Here is a 24,794-nt window from a genome sequence, read left to right as displayed (position 1 = left end):
AATATATTAATAAATATATTATTTTATATAATACATTTACTTTTAAAAAATTAAATTATTTACCTAATTTTATAAAAAATTTATATAGAAAATATCTGAATTAACTAGATAAAACTAAAAACATATAAACAAAGAAAATAAATAATATTTTTTATTAACAGTAATGTTTGCATTGTCCAGTAAATAAATATTACATCAAAATAATTGATTATACCCATCTCTTATACATAGAATATAATATATGAAGTGTTATAAATATAAATTTATTTATTATCATAAATAATGAACTATACAAAATGAATCTTCATATTAAAATCTATAAATTATCAAATACTAATTGGATATATTATATGATATAGTAACATAAAATTTTATGCATTTTATTAATTTATAAAAGAAATAATTTTCTTATTTGATATATAAAGATACTTAATATAAGATAATTATAAAATTATATTTTATATATTAAATTCATAATGTTAAAAAATAATATTTTTTATAGTTTTTATTATAAAAATTAAGGTATTAAAATAAAATTTTATATATTATATATTTTGATATATTATTAAATTCAATATTTACTAAATACTTATCTTTCAATTAATTCTAATTTCATAAAACATAGGATTTTATTTAAAATTTTTTATAATTAAAATCTTATAATAACTAATATTTATTAAATATATTAATTTTAATAACAGTAAAAAATATTTATAACGGTAATTCTATTTATTATATTAATTTTTGATAATATTTATAATATACAAATATTTTTACTTTATACAAATAAAGTATTGAAAGATAGTATGATTAAATCATTTATTAACTATACTTAGGATAACACAAAATAAATGATTATTTCTATTATGTTTAAAAAACATATGTTAAATGTTCTAGTAAACACTATCATTCATAAAATAAAATTTTTATTAATCTTATTTTATGAATATATAATATGAATAATAATGAATTATTAGATAATATTCACTATACATAACAAATAATAATTACGAAAATATATTGTAATTTAGAGAAAAGATCTAATAATATAAAAATTATACTAAATAATATAAAGATATATATATTTAATAATTAATATTAAACAGTTATTTGTTTTATTTTTGTTATTACAGTAATGTTAGTCCAAATAATAAAAGACTATAATTTATTATTGTTTTATATAATTAATCGATATTATAAAATAGGATATCAATTAATAATTTTTAAGATTTAATACATGATTTATATAGTAAGTATATATGTAGATATTAATGTACTAAACACTATTTTTAATAATGAATAGTTAAGATAAAAAAGTTTTTTTAAACCATAAATTAAAACTATTTATATAAATAAAATATTTCTTATATTCATTAAGAAAAAAATATATTTTTATATTTATAAATTTTATTAAATATTTTATATTATTTGAGTTTAGTATTTTTTGCTGAAATTTTATTTGACTCTGATGGCATGTAAATTCAATAAAACATAAATAATTGTTTATTGCTTTAAATATTGTATTAATATTTTAATAAATTAATTTTAAAATACTTTATGATATTTAATCTTTTAAACTAAAATATTAGTTTATAGTATTTGAATCATTACAAATAATCAATTATTAATATGTAACTAATATAGTTCTTAAATGAATAATGTTTAATTTATTATTAATAATTTCTCTACTTTAAAAAAATTAATTTATTATAAATATACTATTTTTTAACAAAAATTTTTTAAAATAGATGATTTACAATCAATAATATATAATAAAATTATAGACTATAAATATAAAAAATATTTTTATTTATTTTATTTTGAATAAATGAAATAATTTTTTATTATATTATGAATAAAATTAAAGGTATAATAATATAAGAAAGGTTTTTCTTTAAAAAATTATATAATATATATATTTCATACTTGGTATTAAAAAAGTTTTTTATTAATAGTAATGTTATATTTATTTATAAATATTACGTAAATATTAAGAGCATATAAATTATATTTATCGTATTTAAATTATATTATTAACAGTAATCTAAATAATATATATAAATTATTATAGTGCAATTATTATTTATAATAAATAATATAATTATTTATCAAAAAATATTAAATACTTTAGTAAAAAATACATTAACTAATTAATAAGAAATAGTTTAATATTAAACATTATATAAAATATTATTACATGTATTAATAATTTAGTTAATAATATTTTTATATATACTGATATATAAACATAATATCAGATTACAAAATTCTAAATTACTAGAAATATATATTAAAAAATGAAAAATGAATCTTATATTAAAAATGTAAATATACTATTATTAATATATATTTATATAAAAATAACAACACAATACTAAAATAAAATATTTTTTAATGAATGTTAGATTTGATAATCATAAAAACAGTAATTTTTCTATTAAAGAAGTTATGTAATAAATAATATATTACACTTATCTAAAATAGTTAAGTAACTGATAATATTAATTATAAGTTAAAAGACAGTTATTAACTAATATAACATATAGTTAAATAAAATTTATATTTTAGAGATAAAATATAAATTTATTTTTTATCGGCGTTACAGGATTGTATACAATTAAAAATAACTTAAATACAAAATCGTTGTTGATATAATAAAATAATTTATTGCTACTTGTCTTACTTTATTAAATAATTTTTAAAATATCATAAATAACCTAGTATATTTATTTACTGATATAAATTTAATAAGTGCGTTTATAGATAATTTTTTTAAAAAAACTAATAATAAATATTAGATGATAAGTCATTTTAAATAAAACAATCAAAATATATAGATAAATAAATATTTATTTTATATTTTTTCTAAAAATATATATACCAAATATAATAATATTTATTATAAGTTTTTATAATTATTGATAATTTACTAAATAATTATTTACATTATTATATAGTTTTCTTCACTCATTATCAATTAAATATTACAGATTTATGTACTAAAATACTTATTTAAGTATATAATTATATGATAAATAAATATATAATAACATATAGTCTTAATATAAAAAATCAATAATTATAATGAATAATAATATATCTTACCAATACCATAAATACCGCAAACGTTATGGACAAAATTTTTTAATAGATCAATATGTAATTAATAACATCGTATCAGCTATTCAACCAATGAAAAATCAAGCTATGGTAGAAATAGGGTCGGGTTTAGGAGCTTTAACTAAACCTATTACGAATATGATAGATAAAATTACAATTATAGAGATTGATCGAGATCTTATTCAGCAATTATTAAAGTATTCCGATATAAACTACAAATTAAATATTCGCCAGCAAGATGCTATGACTGTAAACTTTAATGAATTATCGAGTGAAATAGGACAAATGTTACGCATATTTGGTAGTCTTCCATATAATATTTCGACTCCTTTATTATTTCATATTTTTACCTATATTCATGTTATTAAAGATTTACATTTTATGTTACAAAAAGAAGTAGTAAACCGTTTAATAGCTATTCCAAATAACAAAGATTATAGTCGTTTGACCGTAATAACTCAATATTATTGTCAAGTGACCCCATTATTAGAAGTATCACCACAAGCATTTCAACCATCTCCAAAAGTTGAATCAACTTTTGTTAGACTTATCCCGCATGCAATAATTCCTAATCCAGTAAAAGATATAAGATTGCTTAGTCAAATTACTAAAATAGCTTTTAATCAACGTCGAAAAATTGTGCGCAATAGTTTAAGTACATTATTTACCCCTAAACAATTAACTAAACTAGAAATAGATCCTTTTCAACGTGCAGAGAATCTCTCTATAAAGGACTATTGCAAATTAGCAAATTGGCTTTATAAGCAATAACCAAAAAATTCATTATACTAATAATAATTATTTTAATGTATTAAATAATAATATATACCTTCTAGAAACCTAGAAAATATGTTTAATATTATTGGTATATCATACATAATATATTTTATATTATTTTAAATAAATATACTTGAGGTATTATCTGATAATGAATTATTAAATAACTTAATATAAATTTTCTATAAAAATAAATAATTTATTAATTATCATAAATATATTATTGCATATAATATATTTTTATTAGTAATTATATTAAATAAAAACGATCTACAATTTATTATATGAATAATAAATATATTATTATAATTAATAAAAAGCTTGATGATTTATTTATTATCTCATAAAGTTATATGTTAGTATATTCTTTGAATTACTCTATATTTTTATAGTTTCTTAATAGTTAATATTTATATATAAATATCAATCATATTATTTAAGTTTAATTATTTATAATACTTATTATGCATCTTGCAACTACAATAGTAAACGTACTGAGCGTAGTAACTATTATAATAAATAATAGCAAATACACATAATATTTTTCATAAAAGTAATTCTTCCTTCAGAAAGTAATATATAATTAAGGATAAATTTAATAAATATGACTTTTTATTAAAATTTATTTTTTTGAAAATCATTGCTTAAATTATCATTCTTAAAAAAATATTAATCTTCATATCATGCTATATATTTTTTTATTAATAAATAATTTAATTTTATTAAAATATTTGATTACAAAATATTTACTTGGTAATAAATAATTTTATACATGTAAATAAATTACATTATCTATAATATATTGATTTTTTTAAAATCATTAAAAATATTAACTGCATTTATTTTATAATAATTATATTGGTCTTATTTATCTAATTTTTTAATCAATAATTATATAATTATCATAAATATAATAACATAATGTGTATTATATATTTTTTCAAAAATAACATACAATTATTTCATTATTAATGATAAAATTATTGATATGAGAGTTGTATACTTTATAATACCTCAGTATGATGGTATAATAATAAATTATTTTTACCTAAAGATTGTGTAATAATAAAATATAATAATTATGAGTTATATTTAATTATTATTTTATAATAAATTAATATAAGTCTATTAATTTATAAAAATTATACACTATTATATATAATCTTTATTAAGATATATCAATATTATATATTTTAGTTAACTGTTCTTATTAAAAAAAGGTTATAATGTCTATATTATTAATAGGTGATATTCATGGATGTTATAAAGAATTACGTTCTTTATTAATACAGGTCGCGTTTAATCCTCTTAAAGATACCCTTTGGATAACTGGAGACTTAGTAGGTCGTGGTCCCAATTCTGTAGAAGTACTACGTTACATTAAATCACTAGGACATAGTGTACGCATGGTACTTGGTAATCATGATTTACATCTTTTAGCTATTTATAAAGGCATTAAAGATAATGATCCTAAATATAACATTAATCAGTTATTAATTGCTCCTGATGTTGATATTTTAATTAATTGGTTACGTTGCCAACCAATGCTTCAGATTGATAATAAATATAAAATAGTCATGACACACGCTGGTATTAGCCCTCAGTGGAATATTGAGATTGCACAAATGTGTGCAAATGAAATTGAAGCTATTTTAAGTAGCAATAATTATCAATTATTATTGAATAATATGTACAATAATAAATCTAATAACTGGTCTAATAATCTTACTTATCTTGATCGACTACGTTTTGCTATTAATGCGCTTACACATATGCGCTACTGTTTTCCCAATGGACAACTAGATATGATATGTAAAGATGTCCCCGAAAAAACTCCTGCACCACTGAAACCATGGTTTTCTTTGCCTAATAAAGTGCTAGATAATCAGTATGCTATTATCTTTGGTCATTGGGCATCATTAGCAGGCACTAAAACACCATCATTAATATATGCACTCGATACTGGTTGTTGCTGGGGTGGTAACTTAACTTTATTACGATGGGAAGATAAACAATATTTCACTCAGCCATGTTTCTAGATTAAGAAAAAATTTTATATACAAAAAAGTTTATTAATTGTATTTATAAAAATAGTTTGAACATGATATATCATAATATATTATTACTTTATAATATATCTAAAGTTCTAGTACAATACATGCAATTAAAATTAATGGATTATGAATATAATAAGTTATTTTTTATAAAAGATTTTTTTATAGTTAGCTATATTAAATATTATCAATAATTATACTAAATAATTAAGTAATATTAATAGTAAATTTGTATTTTAAAATACTATAAAAATTAAATTAATTTACATTTTATTGTTATTTTTGTTCTGGTTGATAATAACTTACAATTTAATTTTTTTGCTTGAGACAATAATAAATTCAGTAATTATATTTCTATTTTTTAAAAAATAATTTAAAAACTATTAGAATATCTTTCAAGAAAGATACTTTATCTTAATTAGTCATTTATTGCATTAATTATTGAATCTATAAATACATAATATTCATTGATAATGCTCAAATATTAATTTATTATACATGTATAACATTGTATTATAAAATTAAAAACAGTATAATAGTATTTATATCAAAAGTATTGTTAATATTTATAATTGCAAGAATGCATCACTTTATTACTTTTTAAAAGCTATATGTTAAAGATTTATATGAAAAAATTTAATTATTACTATATACCTAACTTATTATTTCATATCGAGATAATGTTAATATTTTCTTATAAAATATAATATACATATATTTTAATAACTATGTATACATAAATACTATTAATAATCTATATAATAATACTAACTATTAATAATATTATTTAAGTTATATTTACGTATTAATTATTAATATAAATGTATATGTATTGTTTATTAATGTTATCATATTATATAAAATAATAATTTTTAACTTTATATATTTTAGTATAATACCTAATATTTATGAATAAATTAAGTTAAAAGATAATTACTATAATAACTTATATATTATGTAAATCACTAAAAATAAGCAATACAAGGTAAATAACTAAATAATATATAATTAACTAGTAGTATGCTAATTATTATTTAATTGTTATAAAATAAATATATTTTATATTTTTAGTATGTAAAATATCAATACATTCTTGTATGTATTATATAATATTTTATATTATTAAATAATATCTATTTATCTACTATTTTATATTACTAATAATCAAATTGAGAAAACTAAAGTTTTATACTTAACTATGTAAATATGCTTATTTATACAAATAATATATAATTACATTAATAACATATTTTCATGATTATTTTAAATAAAATAGACATTAATAATAATATAAATATTAATAATATTATTTAATATTTAAAACGTTTTTTTAGAATTTTAAAATAATAACTATAATTATTAATTTTATCAGCATTATGAAATTTAATAAATTTAATTTCCCAGTCATTTAATTCGTAGCATGGAAAATATGTATCTCCATTTATTTTAGCATTAATATAAGTCAAATACATATATTGAACTAATGGCATAAAATGAAAAAATATACTACCACCACCAATAATAAATATTTTTTCTTGCCTAGCAGCAAGAATAGCATCTTCAGGTGACATTACCCAAGTAACACGTTTATCTTGGCCAGGTTGACGGCTTAATATAATATTATGACGTTGTAATAAGGGATGTCCGATAGATTCAAAAGTTTTACGTCCCATAATTACCGTTTTATTGATTGTATTGCGCTTAAACCATGCAAGATCAGCTGGTAAATGCCATGGTAGCTTATTATTATTACCAATAATACGATCTATTGTAAGAGCGGCAATAATACTAATATTAAGAATATTAAGACCTCTTTATCAAAGATAAGATTATATATACAATAAAAAATTAATCATTATAACACAATAACATATATAACATCTATATGTGCAATTAATAAAATAAAATTACAAAAAATTTTATATATATTACTATTATCTATAAATAGATTTATATAATATATAACGAATTACAACCAATTACGAGATCTTTATAAAAAAATATTTTTTATTGCATGAATATAAAAATTTTTCACAAAAATAATAAAAAATTAATAGATTAATCATAAGCAATATTTTAATATATTATATCTTTAATTATACAATTATTTTAAAATATTATAAATATAATTTTTTATATTATTAGTTAATACAGCATGTCAAGTATTATTTAATAATTATGTATAAATAAAATAAATAATGTTATTATGGTCTATAATTTAATTATTAAATAATAACAAATATTCTATATTTATAGAATGTATATCATTTTATATAAAATTATTTGTAATGATCTAAAATAATTAAATATTACAATATAATAAATATTATTCTTAATATATATGAAATCAGCAAAGTATAAATTAATATATTATGTTTTCTTATTCTTAAGATTTTAAATATTTCATTTACTAAAATGATATTATAATCATTGAATTAGTAGAAAATTATTAAATATATATAATATAGCAAAATTATCTATTTTGAATTATTTTACATGTAATTATGTAAGAGTATCTTATAAGATGATAATTACTAATTACAATTATATCAAGTAATATTCTATAAAAATTTTTCTTCCATAACAATAAACTATTTTTTTATCTAGATGTAATAATTATACAATCAATATCTATTAAATATATTGTAAATATTTTCTAATATAATTAACCGAAGATATTGATTTATTCTATTAACAATTATTTTTATTTTACTATTAGATAACAGGGATTTATTTATATTTAATTAATTATACTCAATATTCGAGCAAATATACGCTATTATAAATTAGTTAAAATATTTTAGTTTTATTAGTTTTTCAGATGATATATTGATTATTTTATCTTTTATATTTATAATAATATTACAATGATCGTTACTTTTCTTTAATGTTAGCTATAACAGGTCTTATACTCCTATTAATAGATTCTGAGATTTTTATACTTTTTATTTTTATCTTAATTTAAGGATATAAAAGATAGTAGTACATATAAACTAAAAAACTAACAAGATATTGTTAATTAGCACTGATCCTTGTAATATTAATGTTTTTTATTGAAAAATTTTATATAATTAGGGCAGGGAAAGATACTTATCTGAAATAAACAAAAATTTAGCAACTATTAACTATATCATTTATCACTGTATTTTAGTTACGCATCTCACATATAAGATAATACATATTTTATTATCTAATTGTAATATACCGTTCTAATATTTTTCTATCATACGAATGATAGTAAGAGATTTTTTAGAAAAATATAGTTTACTTAATTATTCAAGAGATCTAAAAATTAATTTAATTTATTCATTAAATAAAAAGTATTTAGCATATAAATATAAAAAATTTCTATAATATAATCAATCAAATTACTTTTGTTATTATAAATAATCATAAAAATCTCTTTAAATAAGAAATTATAATAATTTATTGTTATAATTTATTTAGATAGAAAATATCAGTAATATATTTAATGATTATAATGTAAATTATATTAATTAATTAACTGTCTCATATACTTAAATAATTCTTTTAATTTAGTTGTTTTTTCAGTTTCTTTTTTATAAAAAAAATATAGTTTTTTTAGTTTTAAAGTATACATTTTTATTTTTTCAGGATTTAATATTATTTGACGATGTAATTGCCAAATATTATATTCATGAGAAGTAAGAGTATTTTGGAAGTTACGTGCTCGATAACGAAATAATAAAGATAAAATACGTTTATCTTTTACTTTAAGAGATAGATTTGATAAATTATGCGGTAAAGTTTTACGAATAATTTGCATTGCTTTTTGATCAGAATAATTAAAGAATCCATTATAAAGTTGAGCGTCTACATTATCTGTAATTTTTAAAGGCTTAGCATGTGTAAAAACAGTAATAATTTTTTCACTTACCCAAGGATGATTTTGTAAATATTTTAAGTTATTCATACATTGCTGACGATCTAAACCAAGACGTAGATAATCTTTAGCACGTAAAGTATACTCAGGAACTAATATCGGACATTGATTTAAATGTACTAACTTAATAGGTAGAGGAGATAATTGGTCTAAATATAGTTCACTATGTCGTTTATAGAGACGCTCACGTAATCCGTTTACATCTAACTTAAATAATAAAGAGACATCTCCAGCAAGATCACATATAATAACAGTATTTTTATCTGTAGGGTGTTTTGCTAGTGCAACCACTAAACTGGTATTATTTTTAATAACGCCAAACATGCTAGAAATATGTATTAAAGGCTTCATATCTATTATATCAAATAACTTAAAAAGTTTATGCTTACTTCTTAACTGAAATAAATAGTTAAATAATCTAGGCTGAGCTAATTTAACTAACCTTGCAAGTGCAATAGTAGCATATACATCAGATATAGCATTATGAGCATTATTATGTTGAATATTATTATATTTAGATAAAGCCTCTAGCTTAAAACTTGGTAATCCTTGCTCATTCAATGGCCAGTTAATACCTTCAGGACGTAAAGAATAACAAGCACGCAAAACTTTAATTAAATCCCAACGAGAATTACCATTCTGCCAGCTATAAGCATAAGGATCATAAAAATTACGATAAAAAATATTACGACTAACTTCATCATCAAAAACAATATTATTGTAACCCATAATACAGGTACCAGGTACACTAAAGATACGATTAATTTGCCGTGCAAATTCTGCCTCATTGATTCCATTCAATAAAGCAAACTGAGGTGTAATACCAGTAATTATTACGGCTTCTGGTTGAGGTAAATAATCATCTGCTGGACGACAGTATAATATTAAAGGTTCTTCAATAATATTAAAATTAGAATCAGTGCGTACGCCTGCAAATTGTGCAGGTAAATCTAGCGCAGGATTTTGTCCAAAAGTTTCATAATCATGAATAAGAAAAGTATTTTGTTGTGTGGTTTGTTTCACAATAAAAGAATATCCTTATGATACATGAATTGCGTGTATATTGTTATAGTAATACTTATTAGAGTTTATATATTAATGTTTTAATTTTTAATCTTTACTACAGAGTATAAGTATAATAGTAAAATATTAATTTATTGTAAGCAATGTAATTATTGATATAATAAATAAATTTTTATTTATTTATATATAAAGTAATTTATAATTACTGTTTAATTTTTTATAAAAATAGATATTATTGAAATAGTTTTGATAGTAAAAAATCACATCTTTTATACAAGATTAAATATAGAATAATTTTAGAGAGTATTAAAAATATTATTTTTATATAAATCATTAAATTATTTTATTTTTTATTATATATCTTTAGATAAATCATATAAATTATATTTTTTTACTATTTATACTACAACATATAATAAAATACCTAAATAATATATGTAAGAATTAATATTGTTATTGATTTTATATCAATATTTTTAGTTAAAATAATATTGATTAAATAATTAAGTATTTTTTATAAAATTATAAAAATTATTATTTATATATTTTTTATATTTTTTGACCTATATCATAAAATAATTAATAAACGATATCATATAAATAAAAATATTTATATATTGTATCTGTAATGTATTTATTAAATTTTTTATAAATATTTTCTCAAAATATTACGCATAATAAAAATCTTACTAAAGATACTCTTTTGTATATAAAACTTAATATATATAAAATAAGTGATTAAGTAATATTTTTATATATTATCATTAGAGATAATAAAATTTTTAAAAAAATTAATCATATATGATGATAAAATATCTACTACAATTTTACAAAATATTTTATATTTTAGTAAAACTATATCATTATATAATGATATTAGAATGTACTTGAAATATTATCGTTATTTCAAATAATGATTTTGACACGTATTAAGTATATAAAATATATAATAATCATTGTTTTAATTTAAAATTTTGTATTATTAACTAGATATTAATAATATTTATTATTATGATTTCACAAGAAAAACATTAACTAATATTAATTATTGATTATAAATCATAATATATTATTTAACCAAATTTAATTAATTACTTACATATATATCTATTATAAATAGAATAATTTTAATATATTCTTTATAATATATAAATATATTTTTTAAGAAAATTCATTGTTATAATAAATTTGTTTTTAAATACTTTACGTTTATTATAAATAAATTTTTTTAATAAAATTAATGATATTTATCATATAAATATCATTATACTTAATATTGTATTTTTTATATAACATATAAATTATTTGATACATATAAAATATATAGTATTAAAATATATTAATACATTATACAAAGAATTTAAATGCGTAATAACTTATTAGCTCAAGATAAACAAGTTATCTTTGAATAAAAAGATTTTATTAACATTAGTAGTAAATAGTTCGCGTATTTTAATTATAATACCAGTATACATGAGTTATATTTATAAAAAATTTTTATAAAATATTAAATATACTTATACAAATATTATTTTGATTGTACTTGATTAACTGAATAAAATTTATTCTATATTATTTAATCTATATCTTGTAAGATATTATTAAGTAACTTTAATTGATTACTATGTTTAACATGAACTAAATGATACTTACAAGTAAATATGATAATCTTATGAAATTTTAGTATATAGTAAATTATAACAAAGTTTTGCAGATAACTTTTTAGTTATTTAGAATAAATGCTCTTATATAATATTAATTCCAATAGTTCTTGAAATATTTTATTATCATGTACATACGGAATAACATTATATAATGTATCTATTAGTAATTTAATCGTAATACTTATTGAGTAATAAGTACATAAATTTTATGTGATAATGCATGAATATATAATTCTTTTATAATGTACATTTTTATTTATAGAATATTATTATAAAGTATATAAAAATTTTATTTACAGTCTTATATTATATATATTATATATAAAAATATTTATATTTGTTTTAAGAATTAATATATTTATTAATAATCAAAAATATTATTAATAAAGTATTATATGAATAGTATATATTGCAAATATAGTAAAAATATATGTTATATATAATATAAAAATTTATATTTAATCTAATAATTTATTTATATCTTTTATAGGGTTAATATTTAAATTCTTGGTAGAAGTATTTACTAGAAAGTATTTTTTAATTTTTATATAAAATATCTACTGTCTTGCAATGAGATAATAAATATTAATTTTATAGCTTTTAGAAATTATTGATAGTTGATGGTTAATAAATGAATAAAAAAATACATTAATAAATAATATAATTAAACATTTACAGATAATTAGACTATATTAATTAAGAAATAATTTTTTATAATGTATATTATTTTAATTTTATTAAATTAATTCAATAAAAATTTACTTTATGTCTTCTAATATTACTAGATATTTTTCTAAGAAAATTATTTATTTAATATTGTGTGATTATTATAATTTATAATTATTACTTTTGAATATACTATACAAGATATTTGTATAATATGTTTATAAAATTTGTTTTATACTTTGCTATGATTTTGTTAAATGTATTTTTTAATTATATGATTTGACAAAATCATTTGTATTATTCAGACTAAAATAATTATTTTTATTAGCATACATAAAATACTAATATAATATACATGAATATATACTAGTATATTAACTATTAAAATATATTTGTATTTCATATATTAATACAGAATATATAATAATATTATTATTATATTGTATATTTTTTAATCAATAATCTATATATAAAATAATTTAAATAAATATAAATAGAGCGTTTTAATTAACTCATATTATCAGCAATCATATTAATTGTTTATATATTTATAGTTTCTTGTTATTCATGAAAATCTAATATATGATTATTAATTAATCCTTCTTCAATTTCACGAAGTGCAATTACAGTATATTTATCATGTTCTTCTGTTATTGATACATCTTTTTTATCAAATTGCATTTGACGTGCTCTACGAGCTGCAACTAATACTAAATCAAAACGATTACCAATTTTTTCTACAGCATTTTGAACAGTAACACGTGCCATAACATTTATTACTCCATATATGACTACACAACTAAACATACAATACTAAAAGTATATTTAGTGTGTTAGTAATGCGGCAATTAATTGTTCATGTCTTATTATCTGATTGTTTAAACGAAGACGCTCACCACAGATAATTGTTTTTAAATCTAATAAAGCAATATCAAATTCATTATTTACAATAAGGTAGTCATATTCGACATAATGCATCATTTCAGATACAGCATGTACCATACGTTTTGAAATAGTGGCATTACTATCTTGGCCACGACTGAGAAGACGATAATTTAATGCTTCTTTTGAAGGAGGCAGTATAAAAATACTACAGGCTTGCATTTTTTTTTTATAAATTTGTTGTGCTCCTTGCCAATCTATATCAAGAAAAACATCCATCCCCTTTGATATAATTTGTTCAATTGATTGATAAGATGTACCGTAATAGTCATCAAATACTTTTACATATTCTATAAAAGCATTTTTTTTAATCATTTGATAAAATTCATCATGAGAAATAAAATAGTAATGCTCAGCATGATTTTCACTGGGTCGTTTGGTACGAGTAGTATGAGAAATAGCTACTTTCAAATCGTAAAACATTTTATTTTTTAATAATGCCTGAATTAGGCTAGTTTTTCCTGCTCCGCTAGGAGCAGAGAGAATATAAAGCATACCTAAAACCATATAAATTAATTTTATTAATATCGTGAATATTTTAAAAATAACTAGAAGATAAATTTTATTATATCATATATAATAACTGTTGTATGCAAGTATTTTTTAAAATTTTAAATATTTAAATTTATTATTTCATAAATCATATATAAATATTTTAAAAATACTATTTAATTCTTAATTTATTTTAATGATTTATTACTGAGAATAATAACTAGCTCATCAATATATAATGATCGATGATGATTGACTTAAATTTTATCATTATATTCATACAATATGCAATATAACTAATATGACATATAATCTATATTCATATAATTAGTAACAATATTATTGTTAATTAATTTAATACATTTTATATACTAAGCAATTAATAATAATTTATTATATGTATATGATCATCAATAATATTGATGATTATCATTAAATTTAATATTACACTGTTTACAATAAATACTCATTTAACAATTTATTAAAAATAATTTTTATACTTTATATAAAAGTATTATATTAAATTATTAATTTAAAAAATTTATTATATATTAGTTATAATATTTTTTTAACTTATTTATATTTCCAACATACATTTATATACTATGATATTTTTTATCATTATATGTTCTATATAATATGGAATATTATTTTATAATTCAATTTATTCAAAAATAATACTTATTTTTTTAAAAAAAATTTATATGTGATACATACATAACCAGTCTTATTTAAAAAATTATTTTATATTAATTATTCAATTCAATTTTAATAAACTTTACACAATGAATAAGCAATATTTATTTATTTTATATCAAAATAACTATTATTTTTTATTGGTTATTATTACTAGTTAAATAAATGTAAAAAATAATAAGAATTAAAATATAAAATATTAAATTTATAAGAAATAAATACATTATAATCAATGTTATTAAATTCTTATAAATTTAATATATTATTTAATCAGTAAGAGTGTTTTGATATATTATTTCAAATTATAATGTAATTAATTATACTAATATGAAAAATCATTATTTATTAATAATAAAATAATAATTATTTTTTTAAAAAATTTCATTTTTATTTTTTTAACATCATTATCCATAATAATGTTATTTCATTCTCCATAAACAGTTTTTTTCTTGTATTAAATCAAGACAGCATTCATGATTAGCTAATTCTTGGGTATTTGCTTTAATAACTTTTAAAGGATATAAGTTTTTAACTCTTGCATCTACTTTACCTATTACTTTTGTTTTTTGTATATTACTATCTATTGAGAACTTTAAAGAAGTTTGTCCTCCTGTCATTGCTAAATAAACATCAACTAAAATATAAGAGTCAAGTAACGCTCCATGCAAAGTACGTTTTGTATTATCTATTTCATAACGGCTACAAAGAGCATCAAGACTATTACGTTTACCAGGAAATAAATTACGTGCTATCATTAGACTATCAGTGATATTACAAAAACTTTCTATTTTAGGAATATTACGATTAAGTTTATTAAACTCATAGTTTATGAAACCAACATCAAATGGTGCATTATGAATAACTAATTCAGCACCAATAATAAAATTTAAAAATTTATCAGAAATTTCAGAAAATCTTGGCTTATTCAATAAAAAATCATCACTAATACCATGAATGTTATAAGCCTCGGTATCAATCAAACGATCTGGTTGAATATACACATGAAAATAACTACCGGTTAAACGTCGATTAATGACTTCTACTGCACCAATTTCAATGATACGATGTCCTTCATAAGGTATACCTCTTTTATTAAGACCAGTAGTTTCTGTATCAATAAATATTTGTCTAGTAATTTTCATGCTAATAATACCATTAATGTAATAATTATTATTTTCAATAAAAAAGTAATTTTTTAAGAATACAATATTTTAATAAAATGTTACTTACGATATTATTATACTAATAATATTTTACAATATATTAAAGAAATAAAATACTAAAAATAATATCTTTGATGATATTAATTATTACTTAAAATAACATGCAATTAATAAAGACTATTATTAATCTTATAGATATATATAATATACATACTTTAGTTAGTATGTATGCAGTATATTATAATTAGTAATATTTAATTAATAATTATTATCATAATTATATTAATAACAATTTATTATTATAGCAATAATAATATATTATTATGAATTAGTAATTATTTTATTATAAACATAATTTCATTTTGTATATGAATATTTTATATATAAAAAATTATTATCTATACACAATATATAAGAATTATTAAGAATTGAATAATAAAATTCAAGTAACCATAATAAGTTAATTATGTAATAATAAATCCAATCTTAATGATTCATAAAATATTTAATAATATTTTAAATATTTTATTTTATATTAATGGATAGATATACAAATTAAGTATTTTATATAACAAATAATACCTATTTAATATAAGGTAGTGAATGTTATTAAAATAAAGAAAATTAAATAATTATTATAAGGTATAATAAATAATAATTATATTAATTTACCTACAAATTTTTTTTAATTTTTTCTAAACATAATAATTTTATTAAAAAATTAAATTTTGTATAAATATTTTATTATTATTAATAATAAAATTTTATTTAAATTGATATGTATCAAATTATTGAATCTTAATATTATTAAATTAATTATATTTTATTTATATTATGAATACCATATTTTATTTAAACAAATTTTTTGATAGTGTATCTAGTCTTACTAAATTAATGTAGTCTTATCATATCAACACATAATCAGGCTAAAAATATTTTATAATCTTTTTATAAAAATATATCTTAATAATATTTATATACACAATAGTATTGTGTATTACTGTATTATTAAGTGTTAATTCTTAATTAATATAATATAGATATATAAAATATTCATTTAACATGACATATAATATCAAAAAACCACAACATATTTATTAAATTCATAAAAATAATAATACATACTTGTATTACTAAGTCAATAAAAAGACATAAAAATATGTAGTATATATAATAATGTTACTTAAGTTATATAATAATATATACATTAATGTATATATTATTATGTAATATTGTTAGTATAAATACAATATGTTAATACTCAATTAACAAGTATTTAAAAATCAAACAGTATTATACTAAGTATATCGTACTCTATCAATAAATGTATTCAAACTGTTATTAAAAAATATTTCTAATATATATATTTGAAAATGCATATACAATGAATCTTATGCATATTTATTATATATAATTTAGAATGTAATTATATTATTAAATAAATTTAACATTGATTTTTAAAAGTTGTTAAATTTAAAAAAAATTATGTTATCTTAATATTTATCTTTATTATTATAATAGATTATTAATTATTTTATATACATAATTAATTATTCTTAACATATAATATTATTAATATCAGATTATTATACTACTGCAATAATAATTATTAATTAATTGTATTTTTTAGGTAATTATTTTATAGTAAACAACAAACAATAATTTATTATTTTATTGTTATTAAAAGAGTTATTTAATTTTTTATACTATTAAATTATTGCAGTTATTAATATTTAGTGCTTTAGAAGTTTCATAAACATTACACTTCAAAAAATCTATAATTATCGATCTTTATATCTACTTGATAATAACAATATATTATTGATGAATAATAAATCAATACAAATATATTTTATGTTGATAACATAAAATATAAAAAATGTTAATAAATGGACTACAATAATATTTCTATATTTACTAAAAAATAATTATTATAATACATGTTACTGTATAATGAATCATGAGATCCACACGGACAGGTATACCCTTATGAATCAGAATTTATTAGTCACCAAGCGTAACGGAATCAAAGAACGTATTAATATTGATAAAATTCATCGTGTACTTAATTGGGCAGCAAAAGGATTAAGTAATATTTCAGTTTCTCAAGTAGAATTGCGTTCTCATATTCAGTTATATGATGGAATCCGTACTGCGGACATACATGAAACGATTATTAAAGCTGCTGCAGATCTTATATCCCATAAAACTCCAGATTATCAATATATGGCAGCTCGTTTAGCAATTTTTAACTTACGTAAAAAAGCATATGGTCAATTTACGCCACCAGTATTATATGATCACGTAGTAAAAATGGTTGATATAGGTAAGTATGATTCACTACTTTTACAGAAGTATCTTCCAGAAGACTTTGCTTGCATGGATAAGATGATTGATCATTGGCGCGATATGAATTTTTCTTATGCTGCTGTAAAACAATTAGAAGGTAAATATTTAGTGCAGAATCGTGTATCTGGTAAGATATATGAAAGTGCACAATTCTTATACATTCTTATTGCTGCATGTTTATTTTCTCGTTATTCCACTAAAGAGCGCATGAATTATATAAAACGATTTTATGATGCAATATCTACTTTTAAAATTTCATTGCCTACTCCAATTATGGCTGGAGTACGCACCCCAACACGTCAGTTTAGTTCCTGTGTTCTCATTGAGTGCGATGATACCTTAAATTCTATCAATGCTACCTCTAGTATGATTGTAAAATATGTTTCGCAACGAGCTGGTATCGGAATTAATGCTGGTCGTATACGTGCATTGGGTAGTCCTATCCGCGGAGGCGAAGCTTTCCATACTGGCTGTATCCCGTTTTACAAGCATTTCCAGACTGCGGTTAAATCATGTTCTCAGGGTGGTGTGCGAGGTGGAGCTGCAACATTATTTTACCCATTATGGCATTTAGAGGCTGAAAGTCTATTAGTACTCAAAAATAACCGTGGAATTGAAGGTAATCGTGTACGTCATATAGACTATGGTATTCAACTAAATCGCTTAATGTATCAGCGTTTAATTAAAGGCGGATGCATAACTTTATTTAGTCCATCTGATGTTCCTAATTTATACGATGCTTTTTTTGCTGATCAGAATGAATTTGAACGTCTATATATACAGTACGAAGCTAATAAAAATATTCGCAAACAACAAGTAAAAGCAGTAGATTTATTTTCTTTAATGATGCAAGAACGTACTTCAACAGGCCGTATATATATCCAACATGTTGACCATTGTAATACCCATAGCGCCTTTAATCCAGCTATAGCACCTATACGTCAATCAAATTTATGCTTGGAAATTGCCTTACCAACAAAACCATTACAAGATATTCATGATCAAAATGGTGAAATAGCATTATGTACATTATCTGCATTTAATCTTGGTGTTATTCAATCATTAGAAGATTTAGAAGAATTAGCTACTTTAACAGTTCGTGCACTCGATGCCTTGCTTGACTATCAAGATTATCCTAATATAGCTTCTAAGCGTAGTGCTCTTAATCGTCGAACTTTAGGTATTGGCGTAATTAATTATGCTTACTATCTTGCGAAGCATGGATTACGTTACTCAGATGGTAGCGCTAATAACTTAACTCATAAAACATTTGAAGCAATCCAATATTACTTATTAAAAGCATCTAACGAAATTGCTAAAGAACAACAAGCTTGTTCATGGTTTAATCAAACTACTTATGCAAAAGGTATATTACCTATTGATACATATAAAAAAGATTTAAATACTATTTGCAATGAACCTTTACATTATGATTGGGAAAGTCTACGCAAAAAAATAAAAAAATATGGATTACGTAATTCTACACTTTCTGCTCTTATGCCATCTGAAACCTCATCGCAAATTTCTAATGCAACTAACGGTATTGAGCCTCCACGTGGTTATGTAAGCATTAAAGCCTCTAAAGATGGTATTTTACGTCAGGTAGTACCTGAATATGAACTTCTCAAAGATTCTTATGAATTACTGTGGGATATGCCAAATAATAATGGTTATTTACAATTAATTGGCTTAATGCAAAAATTTATTGATCAGTCTATTTCTGCAAATACTAACTACGATCCTTCTCGTTTTCCATATAATAAGATTCCAATAAAACAATTATTAAAAGATTTACTTACAGCATATAAATTTGGAGTAAAAACTCTATATTATCAAAACACACGTGATGGTGCAAAGGATATCCAAAATGACTTGTATTTAACGATAGATACAAATCACAATAACTGTGCAAGTGATGCTTGCAATATTTAAGAATACTAATATAAGCATTATTGCAAAATAAATCCTAATAAATTATAAATTTTTTATTTTATAGAATACAACTACAATTGAATTAATATCAATAATTATATTTATTGTTTTATAAAAAAACAATAAGTTATTCTAGTTTTATACAATCCATGAACTTACATATAAGATAATAGGGGAACGGGACTGCGTTTTATGACGTACACTACATTTTCAAATAACAAAAATAATCAATTGCTTGAACCAATGTTCTTTGGCCAATCAGTTAATATATCACGTTATGATCAACAAAAACATGAAATTTTCGAAAGATTAATTGAACAACAACTTTCATTCTTTTGGCGTCCCGAAGAAATTGACGTTTCTCGCGATCGTATTGACTATCAATCATTACCTGAACACGAAAAACATATTTTTATTAGCAACTTAAAATATCAAACATTGCTAGATTCTATTCAAGGTCGTAGCCCAAATATTGCTTTGTTACCAATTAATTCTATTCCTGAGTTAGAAACTTGGGTGGAAACATGGTCATTTTATGAAACTATTCACTCACGTTCTTATACGCATATTATTCGTAATATAGTCAATAATCCTACTATTATTTTTGATGATATTATTCTTAATACAGAAATACTTAAACGTGCAAAAGATATTTCTCACTACTATGATGATTTAATTGAAATGAGTAGTTACTGGCATTTATTAGGTGAAGGCAGCCATACTATTAACGGTAATATTATAAATATTAATCTACATGATTTAAAAAAGAAACTATATTTATGTTTGATGAGTGTTAACGCTCTAGAAGCAATTCGATTTTATGTCAGTTTTGCTTGTTCTTTTGCATTTGCAGAGCGCGAATTAATGGAAGGTAATGCAAAAATTATTAAACTGATAGCACGTGATGAAGCTTTACACTTAACTGGTACTCAGCATATTCTTAATCTAATGCGTTTAGGTTTAGACGATCCTGAAATGTCTATTATAGCTATTGAATGTAAACAACAATGCTATGATCTATTTGTACTGGCTGCTGAGCAAGAAAAAGAATGGGCTAATTATTTGTTTCGTGATGGATCTATGATTGGACTTAACGAAGATATATTGTGTCAGTATATTGAATATATAACTAACATTAGAATGCAATCAGTTGGTTTAAATGTACCCTTTCAGATACATTCTAATCCAATACCATGGATTAATTCTTGGCTAATATCTGATAACGTTCAAGTAGCTCCACAAGAAGTTGAAGTAAGTTCTTATTTAGTTGGCCAAATTGATTCTGAAGTAAATATTGAAGATCTTAGTTCTTTTAAACTATAATGATACTATGTACAATCAATAACATAAAGGTACTGGCAACTAGAACAAGATGTCAGTATCTCGTTTAAAAAAATTATTAAATATTATGCAAAATAATATTTTACTTGCTATTTAATGAGTAGCATGACTTATCTAATAAGATTGTACAAAATATAACAATATAGATTGTTTTCACATTATTTTAGTACTTTTTATTGCTTAATTTTTTATAAAATTATATTAATATATCTGCAAAATACCATATATAGTAATATTTGGATTTTTATATGTAATATTTATTTAGTTAATTTTAATATTAATTAGTTATATTTATCATTATAAAATAGCTATTGTAATAGCTTGATTAATTTATTTTTTATATAAAATATTCTATATATTTCTTATTAGATTATATATAACATATAATTAATATAATTTTATTTTTTGTACTATATATCAGAAGAAATTATGTAATCTTATGCATTGTTAACAAATATAATTCTTGAGCAACTTGTTCTGGCACAAAAGGTAAGATATTTCCACCATGATAAGCGATTTCTTTTACCAAAGATGATGATATAAACGACCATTCTTTAGCTGCCATCATAAAGATACTCTCAAGAGTAGGCATTAAATAATGGTTCATATTTGCAAGTTGCGTTTCATATTCAAAATCAGATACCGCTCTTAATCCCCGTAACAATATATTAATATTATAATGTTGAGCAACATGAATTATTAAATTACTAAAACCTAATACCTTTACATTAGGCAAATGAGTAGTAACATCAGTAGCTAAAGATACTCGCTTTTCTAGATTAAACATATTTTTTTTATTAGGACTAGCGGCAACAGCTACAATTACACATTCAAATATGTTAGCTGCTCGAGTCACTAAATCTAGATGTCCATTGGTAATAGGATCAAAAGTCCCAGGATAAATAGCACGTTTATCCATATATTGTATATACTCATTTTATTTTTTTTAGATATGGATCTAATAAATGCAATGTCTTCTGTAATGCACCTTTATGTTGATGTAATACCTCAAAAGCATGACGACCATAACTATTCCTATAATTTTTATTGATTAATAAAATAGAAATCTTTCTTACTAAAGCATCTATATCTTTTATTATAATTAAACCATTAGCTTTTTTTAATTTTGTACAAATATCTTGAAAATTTATTATATGTGGTCCCATTAATATAGGAATATTATATGCAGCTGGTTCTAATGGGTTATGTCCTCCTTTCTGTACAAGACTACCTCCTACAAAAGCAAGATCAGCTATTCCATATAATAACATTAATTCACCCATAGTATCCCCAATAACGATCTGTGTTTGAATAGATGGTTTTATTCCAGATGATCTTGTAATATAAGAAAAACCAGCCTTTTTTGTTAATTTTATTACATGATTAAAACGTTCAGGATGACGAGGAACTAAAATTAATAATAGATTAGAAAATTGATTTAATAATTGTTTATGAGCATGCAGTATAATTTCTTCTTCTCCTGCATGAGTGCTACTTGCAATCCATACTGGGCAATATGGTGCCAAGTAATTTCGTAGTATTAATGCTTTAGCAGATAACTCTGGAGTTATAGATATTTCAAATTTTAAATTACCAGTAACAGATAATTGTGTATGCGCGATACCTAAAGAAAGAAAACGCTGGCCATCTTCCATATTTTGTGCAGCAATTAATGTAATACAACGTACAATATCATTAATAAAATAATTAATTTTAGCATATCTTTGTGCCGAACGAGCTGATAAACGAGCATTTGTAAGTATTATAGGAATGTTACGTTTCTTAAGCATTCTAATAAAATTAGGCCAAATTTCTGTTTCCATAATAAGAACAAGTCTAGGCTGGACTCTATTTAAAAAACGATTTACGGATCCAGGTAAATCATAAGGAAGATACATATGTTGTACTTTTTTACCAAAGATATAATCAACACGTTCAGAAGCTGTTGGAGTCATAGTAGTAATAGTGATAGGCACAGCTGGATAGCGATGCTGTAATTCTTTAATTAAAGGTATAGCAGCTAATATTTCACCAACTGAAACAGAGTGCAATATTATTCCTCCTGAAATAATTTTTTTTGAGCAAAAACCATAACGTTCAGCCCAACGTTTTCTATAAGCAGTATTTTTATAGCTTCTAATATATAACTTAATCAAAATTAGTGGCTGGATTAAATATAATAATATATTGTAAAAGACTTGTAGCATACTTGATGTTATCGTAATAAAATTTAATGGAATTTATAAAAATTAAGAATAGTTAAAGATACTTATTATATATGAAATTAATAAACTAGTTAAGCAATTATAAAAAATATTAATACATTTTAAAAACATTATTTAGTTAAGATGAAAATAATGTATATATTGTTATATATATTTTTAATTTTTTAAAAGTCTAGTTTGTAATTAATAGCGATCTTATTAAATGAGTTAATAAATTATTATTTTTAATAATTTACTTAGAATAATAAAAATAAATATTAAAAGATTACATTTAAGATATAGTAAAGTATTTTATTATAAATAATATAATTATTTAATAATTATGATTGATTCAATAATTAAAAATATTTATATGTTTATTTTACAATAAATATTGTTTTATAAAATATTATAAAATATAAATAATAATAACAAAATATGATAAAAATCATATTCATGTTTAAGTA

Annotated in this window: 11 protein-coding genes; 4 read left to right on the top strand and 7 right to left on the bottom strand. The window is 20.3% G+C overall.

What is annotated here, in order from left to right; all coding sequences use genetic code 11:
- Positions 1 to 3,084: 3,084 nt before the first annotated feature.
- Positions 3,085 to 3,891 carry a 16S rRNA (adenine(1518)-N(6)/adenine(1519)-N(6))-dimethyltransferase RsmA gene (gene rsmA / locus GII40_RS00675; RefSeq protein WP_226813484.1) on the top strand — a complete coding sequence of 269 codons (807 nt, stop codon included), beginning with the start codon at positions 3,085 to 3,087 and terminating at the stop codon, positions 3,889 to 3,891.
- A gap of 1,232 nt (positions 3,892 to 5,123) precedes the next feature.
- Positions 5,124 to 5,936 (top strand): bis(5'-nucleosyl)-tetraphosphatase (symmetrical) ApaH, encoded by an 813-nt coding sequence (gene apaH, locus GII40_RS00670; protein WP_226813483.1) that lies wholly within the window; start codon positions 5,124 to 5,126, stop codon positions 5,934 to 5,936.
- Between the two features lie 1,325 nt (positions 5,937 to 7,261).
- Here apaH and folA read toward each other — a convergent pair.
- The 5 genes from folA to dnaQ all read right to left on the bottom strand — a co-directional run bounded on the left by folA (position 7,262) and on the right by dnaQ (position 16,486).
- Positions 7,262 to 7,708: a type 3 dihydrofolate reductase gene (gene folA, locus GII40_RS00665; RefSeq protein WP_226813616.1), complete on the bottom strand. Its 447-nt coding sequence runs from the start codon at positions 7,706 to 7,708 to the stop codon at positions 7,262 to 7,264.
- 1,736 nt (positions 7,709 to 9,444) lie between these two features.
- Positions 9,445 to 10,878: an exodeoxyribonuclease I gene (gene sbcB, locus GII40_RS00660; RefSeq protein ID WP_226813482.1), complete on the bottom strand. Its 1,434-nt coding sequence runs from the start codon at positions 10,876 to 10,878 to the stop codon at positions 9,445 to 9,447.
- A gap of 2,891 nt (positions 10,879 to 13,769) precedes the next feature.
- Positions 13,770 to 13,976 (bottom strand): DNA-directed RNA polymerase subunit omega, encoded by a 207-nt coding sequence (gene rpoZ, locus GII40_RS00655; protein ID WP_226813481.1) that lies wholly within the window; start codon positions 13,974 to 13,976, stop codon positions 13,770 to 13,772.
- Between the two features lie 57 nt (positions 13,977 to 14,033).
- Positions 14,034 to 14,657, bottom strand: coding sequence for a guanylate kinase (gene gmk / locus GII40_RS00650; protein ID WP_226813480.1), 624 nt, complete (start codon positions 14,655 to 14,657; stop codon positions 14,034 to 14,036).
- Between the two features lie 1,100 nt (positions 14,658 to 15,757).
- On the bottom strand, positions 15,758 to 16,486 hold the full coding sequence (gene dnaQ / locus GII40_RS00645; RefSeq protein WP_226813615.1) for a DNA polymerase III subunit epsilon: 729 nt from the start codon (positions 16,484 to 16,486) through the stop codon (positions 15,758 to 15,760).
- Positions 16,487 to 18,490: 2,004 nt separating this feature from the next.
- On the opposite strand from dnaQ, the gene nrdA reads away from it, so the two are divergent.
- The gene (gene nrdA / locus GII40_RS00640) at positions 18,491 to 20,782 is read left to right on the top strand and encodes a class 1a ribonucleoside-diphosphate reductase subunit alpha (RefSeq protein WP_226813479.1); all 2,292 of its coding nucleotides are present in this window, start codon (positions 18,491 to 18,493) and stop codon (positions 20,780 to 20,782) included.
- Positions 20,783 to 20,974: 192 nt separating this feature from the next.
- A complete protein-coding gene (gene nrdB, locus GII40_RS00635; RefSeq protein WP_226813478.1) occupies positions 20,975 to 22,105 on the top strand; it encodes a class Ia ribonucleoside-diphosphate reductase subunit beta in 1,131 nt (376 codons plus the stop codon).
- Positions 22,106 to 22,550: 445 nt separating this feature from the next.
- On the opposite strand, the gene coaD is transcribed toward nrdB, so the two are convergent.
- Positions 22,551 to 23,042 carry a pantetheine-phosphate adenylyltransferase gene (gene coaD, locus GII40_RS00630; protein ID WP_226813477.1) on the bottom strand — a complete coding sequence of 164 codons (492 nt, stop codon included), beginning with the start codon at positions 23,040 to 23,042 and terminating at the stop codon, positions 22,551 to 22,553.
- Positions 23,043 to 23,055: 13 nt separating this feature from the next.
- Entirely contained in the window at positions 23,056 to 24,330 is a 1,275-nt protein-coding gene (gene waaA, locus GII40_RS00625; RefSeq protein ID WP_226813476.1) for a lipid IV(A) 3-deoxy-D-manno-octulosonic acid transferase, read from the bottom strand.
- Positions 24,331 to 24,794: the final 464 nt, after the last annotated feature.

Origin of the sequence: Candidatus Profftia lariciata (assembly GCF_020541265.1) — a bacterium.
In the GTDB taxonomy this organism is placed as follows: domain Bacteria; phylum Pseudomonadota; class Gammaproteobacteria; order Enterobacterales; family Enterobacteriaceae; genus Profftia; species Profftia lariciata.
This window is presented reverse-complemented; position numbering and strand designations above follow the sequence as displayed.

What these genes read in the sequence shown, in the direction of transcription:
- rsmA (WP_226813484.1), top strand. Translation starts at nt 3,085, where the DNA reads ATGAATAATAATATATCTTACCAATACCATAAATACCGCAAACGTTAT.
- apaH (WP_226813483.1), top strand. Translation starts at nt 5,124, where the DNA reads ATGTCTATATTATTAATAGGTGATATTCATGGATGTTATAAAGAATTA.
- rpoZ (WP_226813481.1), bottom strand. Translation starts at nt 13,976, where the DNA reads ATGGCACGTGTTACTGTTCAAAATGCTGTAGAAAAAATTGGTAATCGT.
- gmk (WP_226813480.1), bottom strand. Translation starts at nt 14,657, where the DNA reads ATGGTTTTAGGTATGCTTTATATTCTCTCTGCTCCTAGCGGAGCAGGA.
- nrdA (WP_226813479.1), top strand. Translation starts at nt 18,491, where the DNA reads ATGAATCAGAATTTATTAGTCACCAAGCGTAACGGAATCAAAGAACGT.
- nrdB (WP_226813478.1), top strand. Translation starts at nt 20,975, where the DNA reads ATGACGTACACTACATTTTCAAATAACAAAAATAATCAATTGCTTGAA.
- coaD (WP_226813477.1), bottom strand. Translation starts at nt 23,042, where the DNA reads ATGGATAAACGTGCTATTTATCCTGGGACTTTTGATCCTATTACCAAT.
- waaA (WP_226813476.1), bottom strand. Translation starts at nt 24,330, where the DNA reads ATGCTACAAGTCTTTTACAATATATTATTATATTTAATCCAGCCACTA.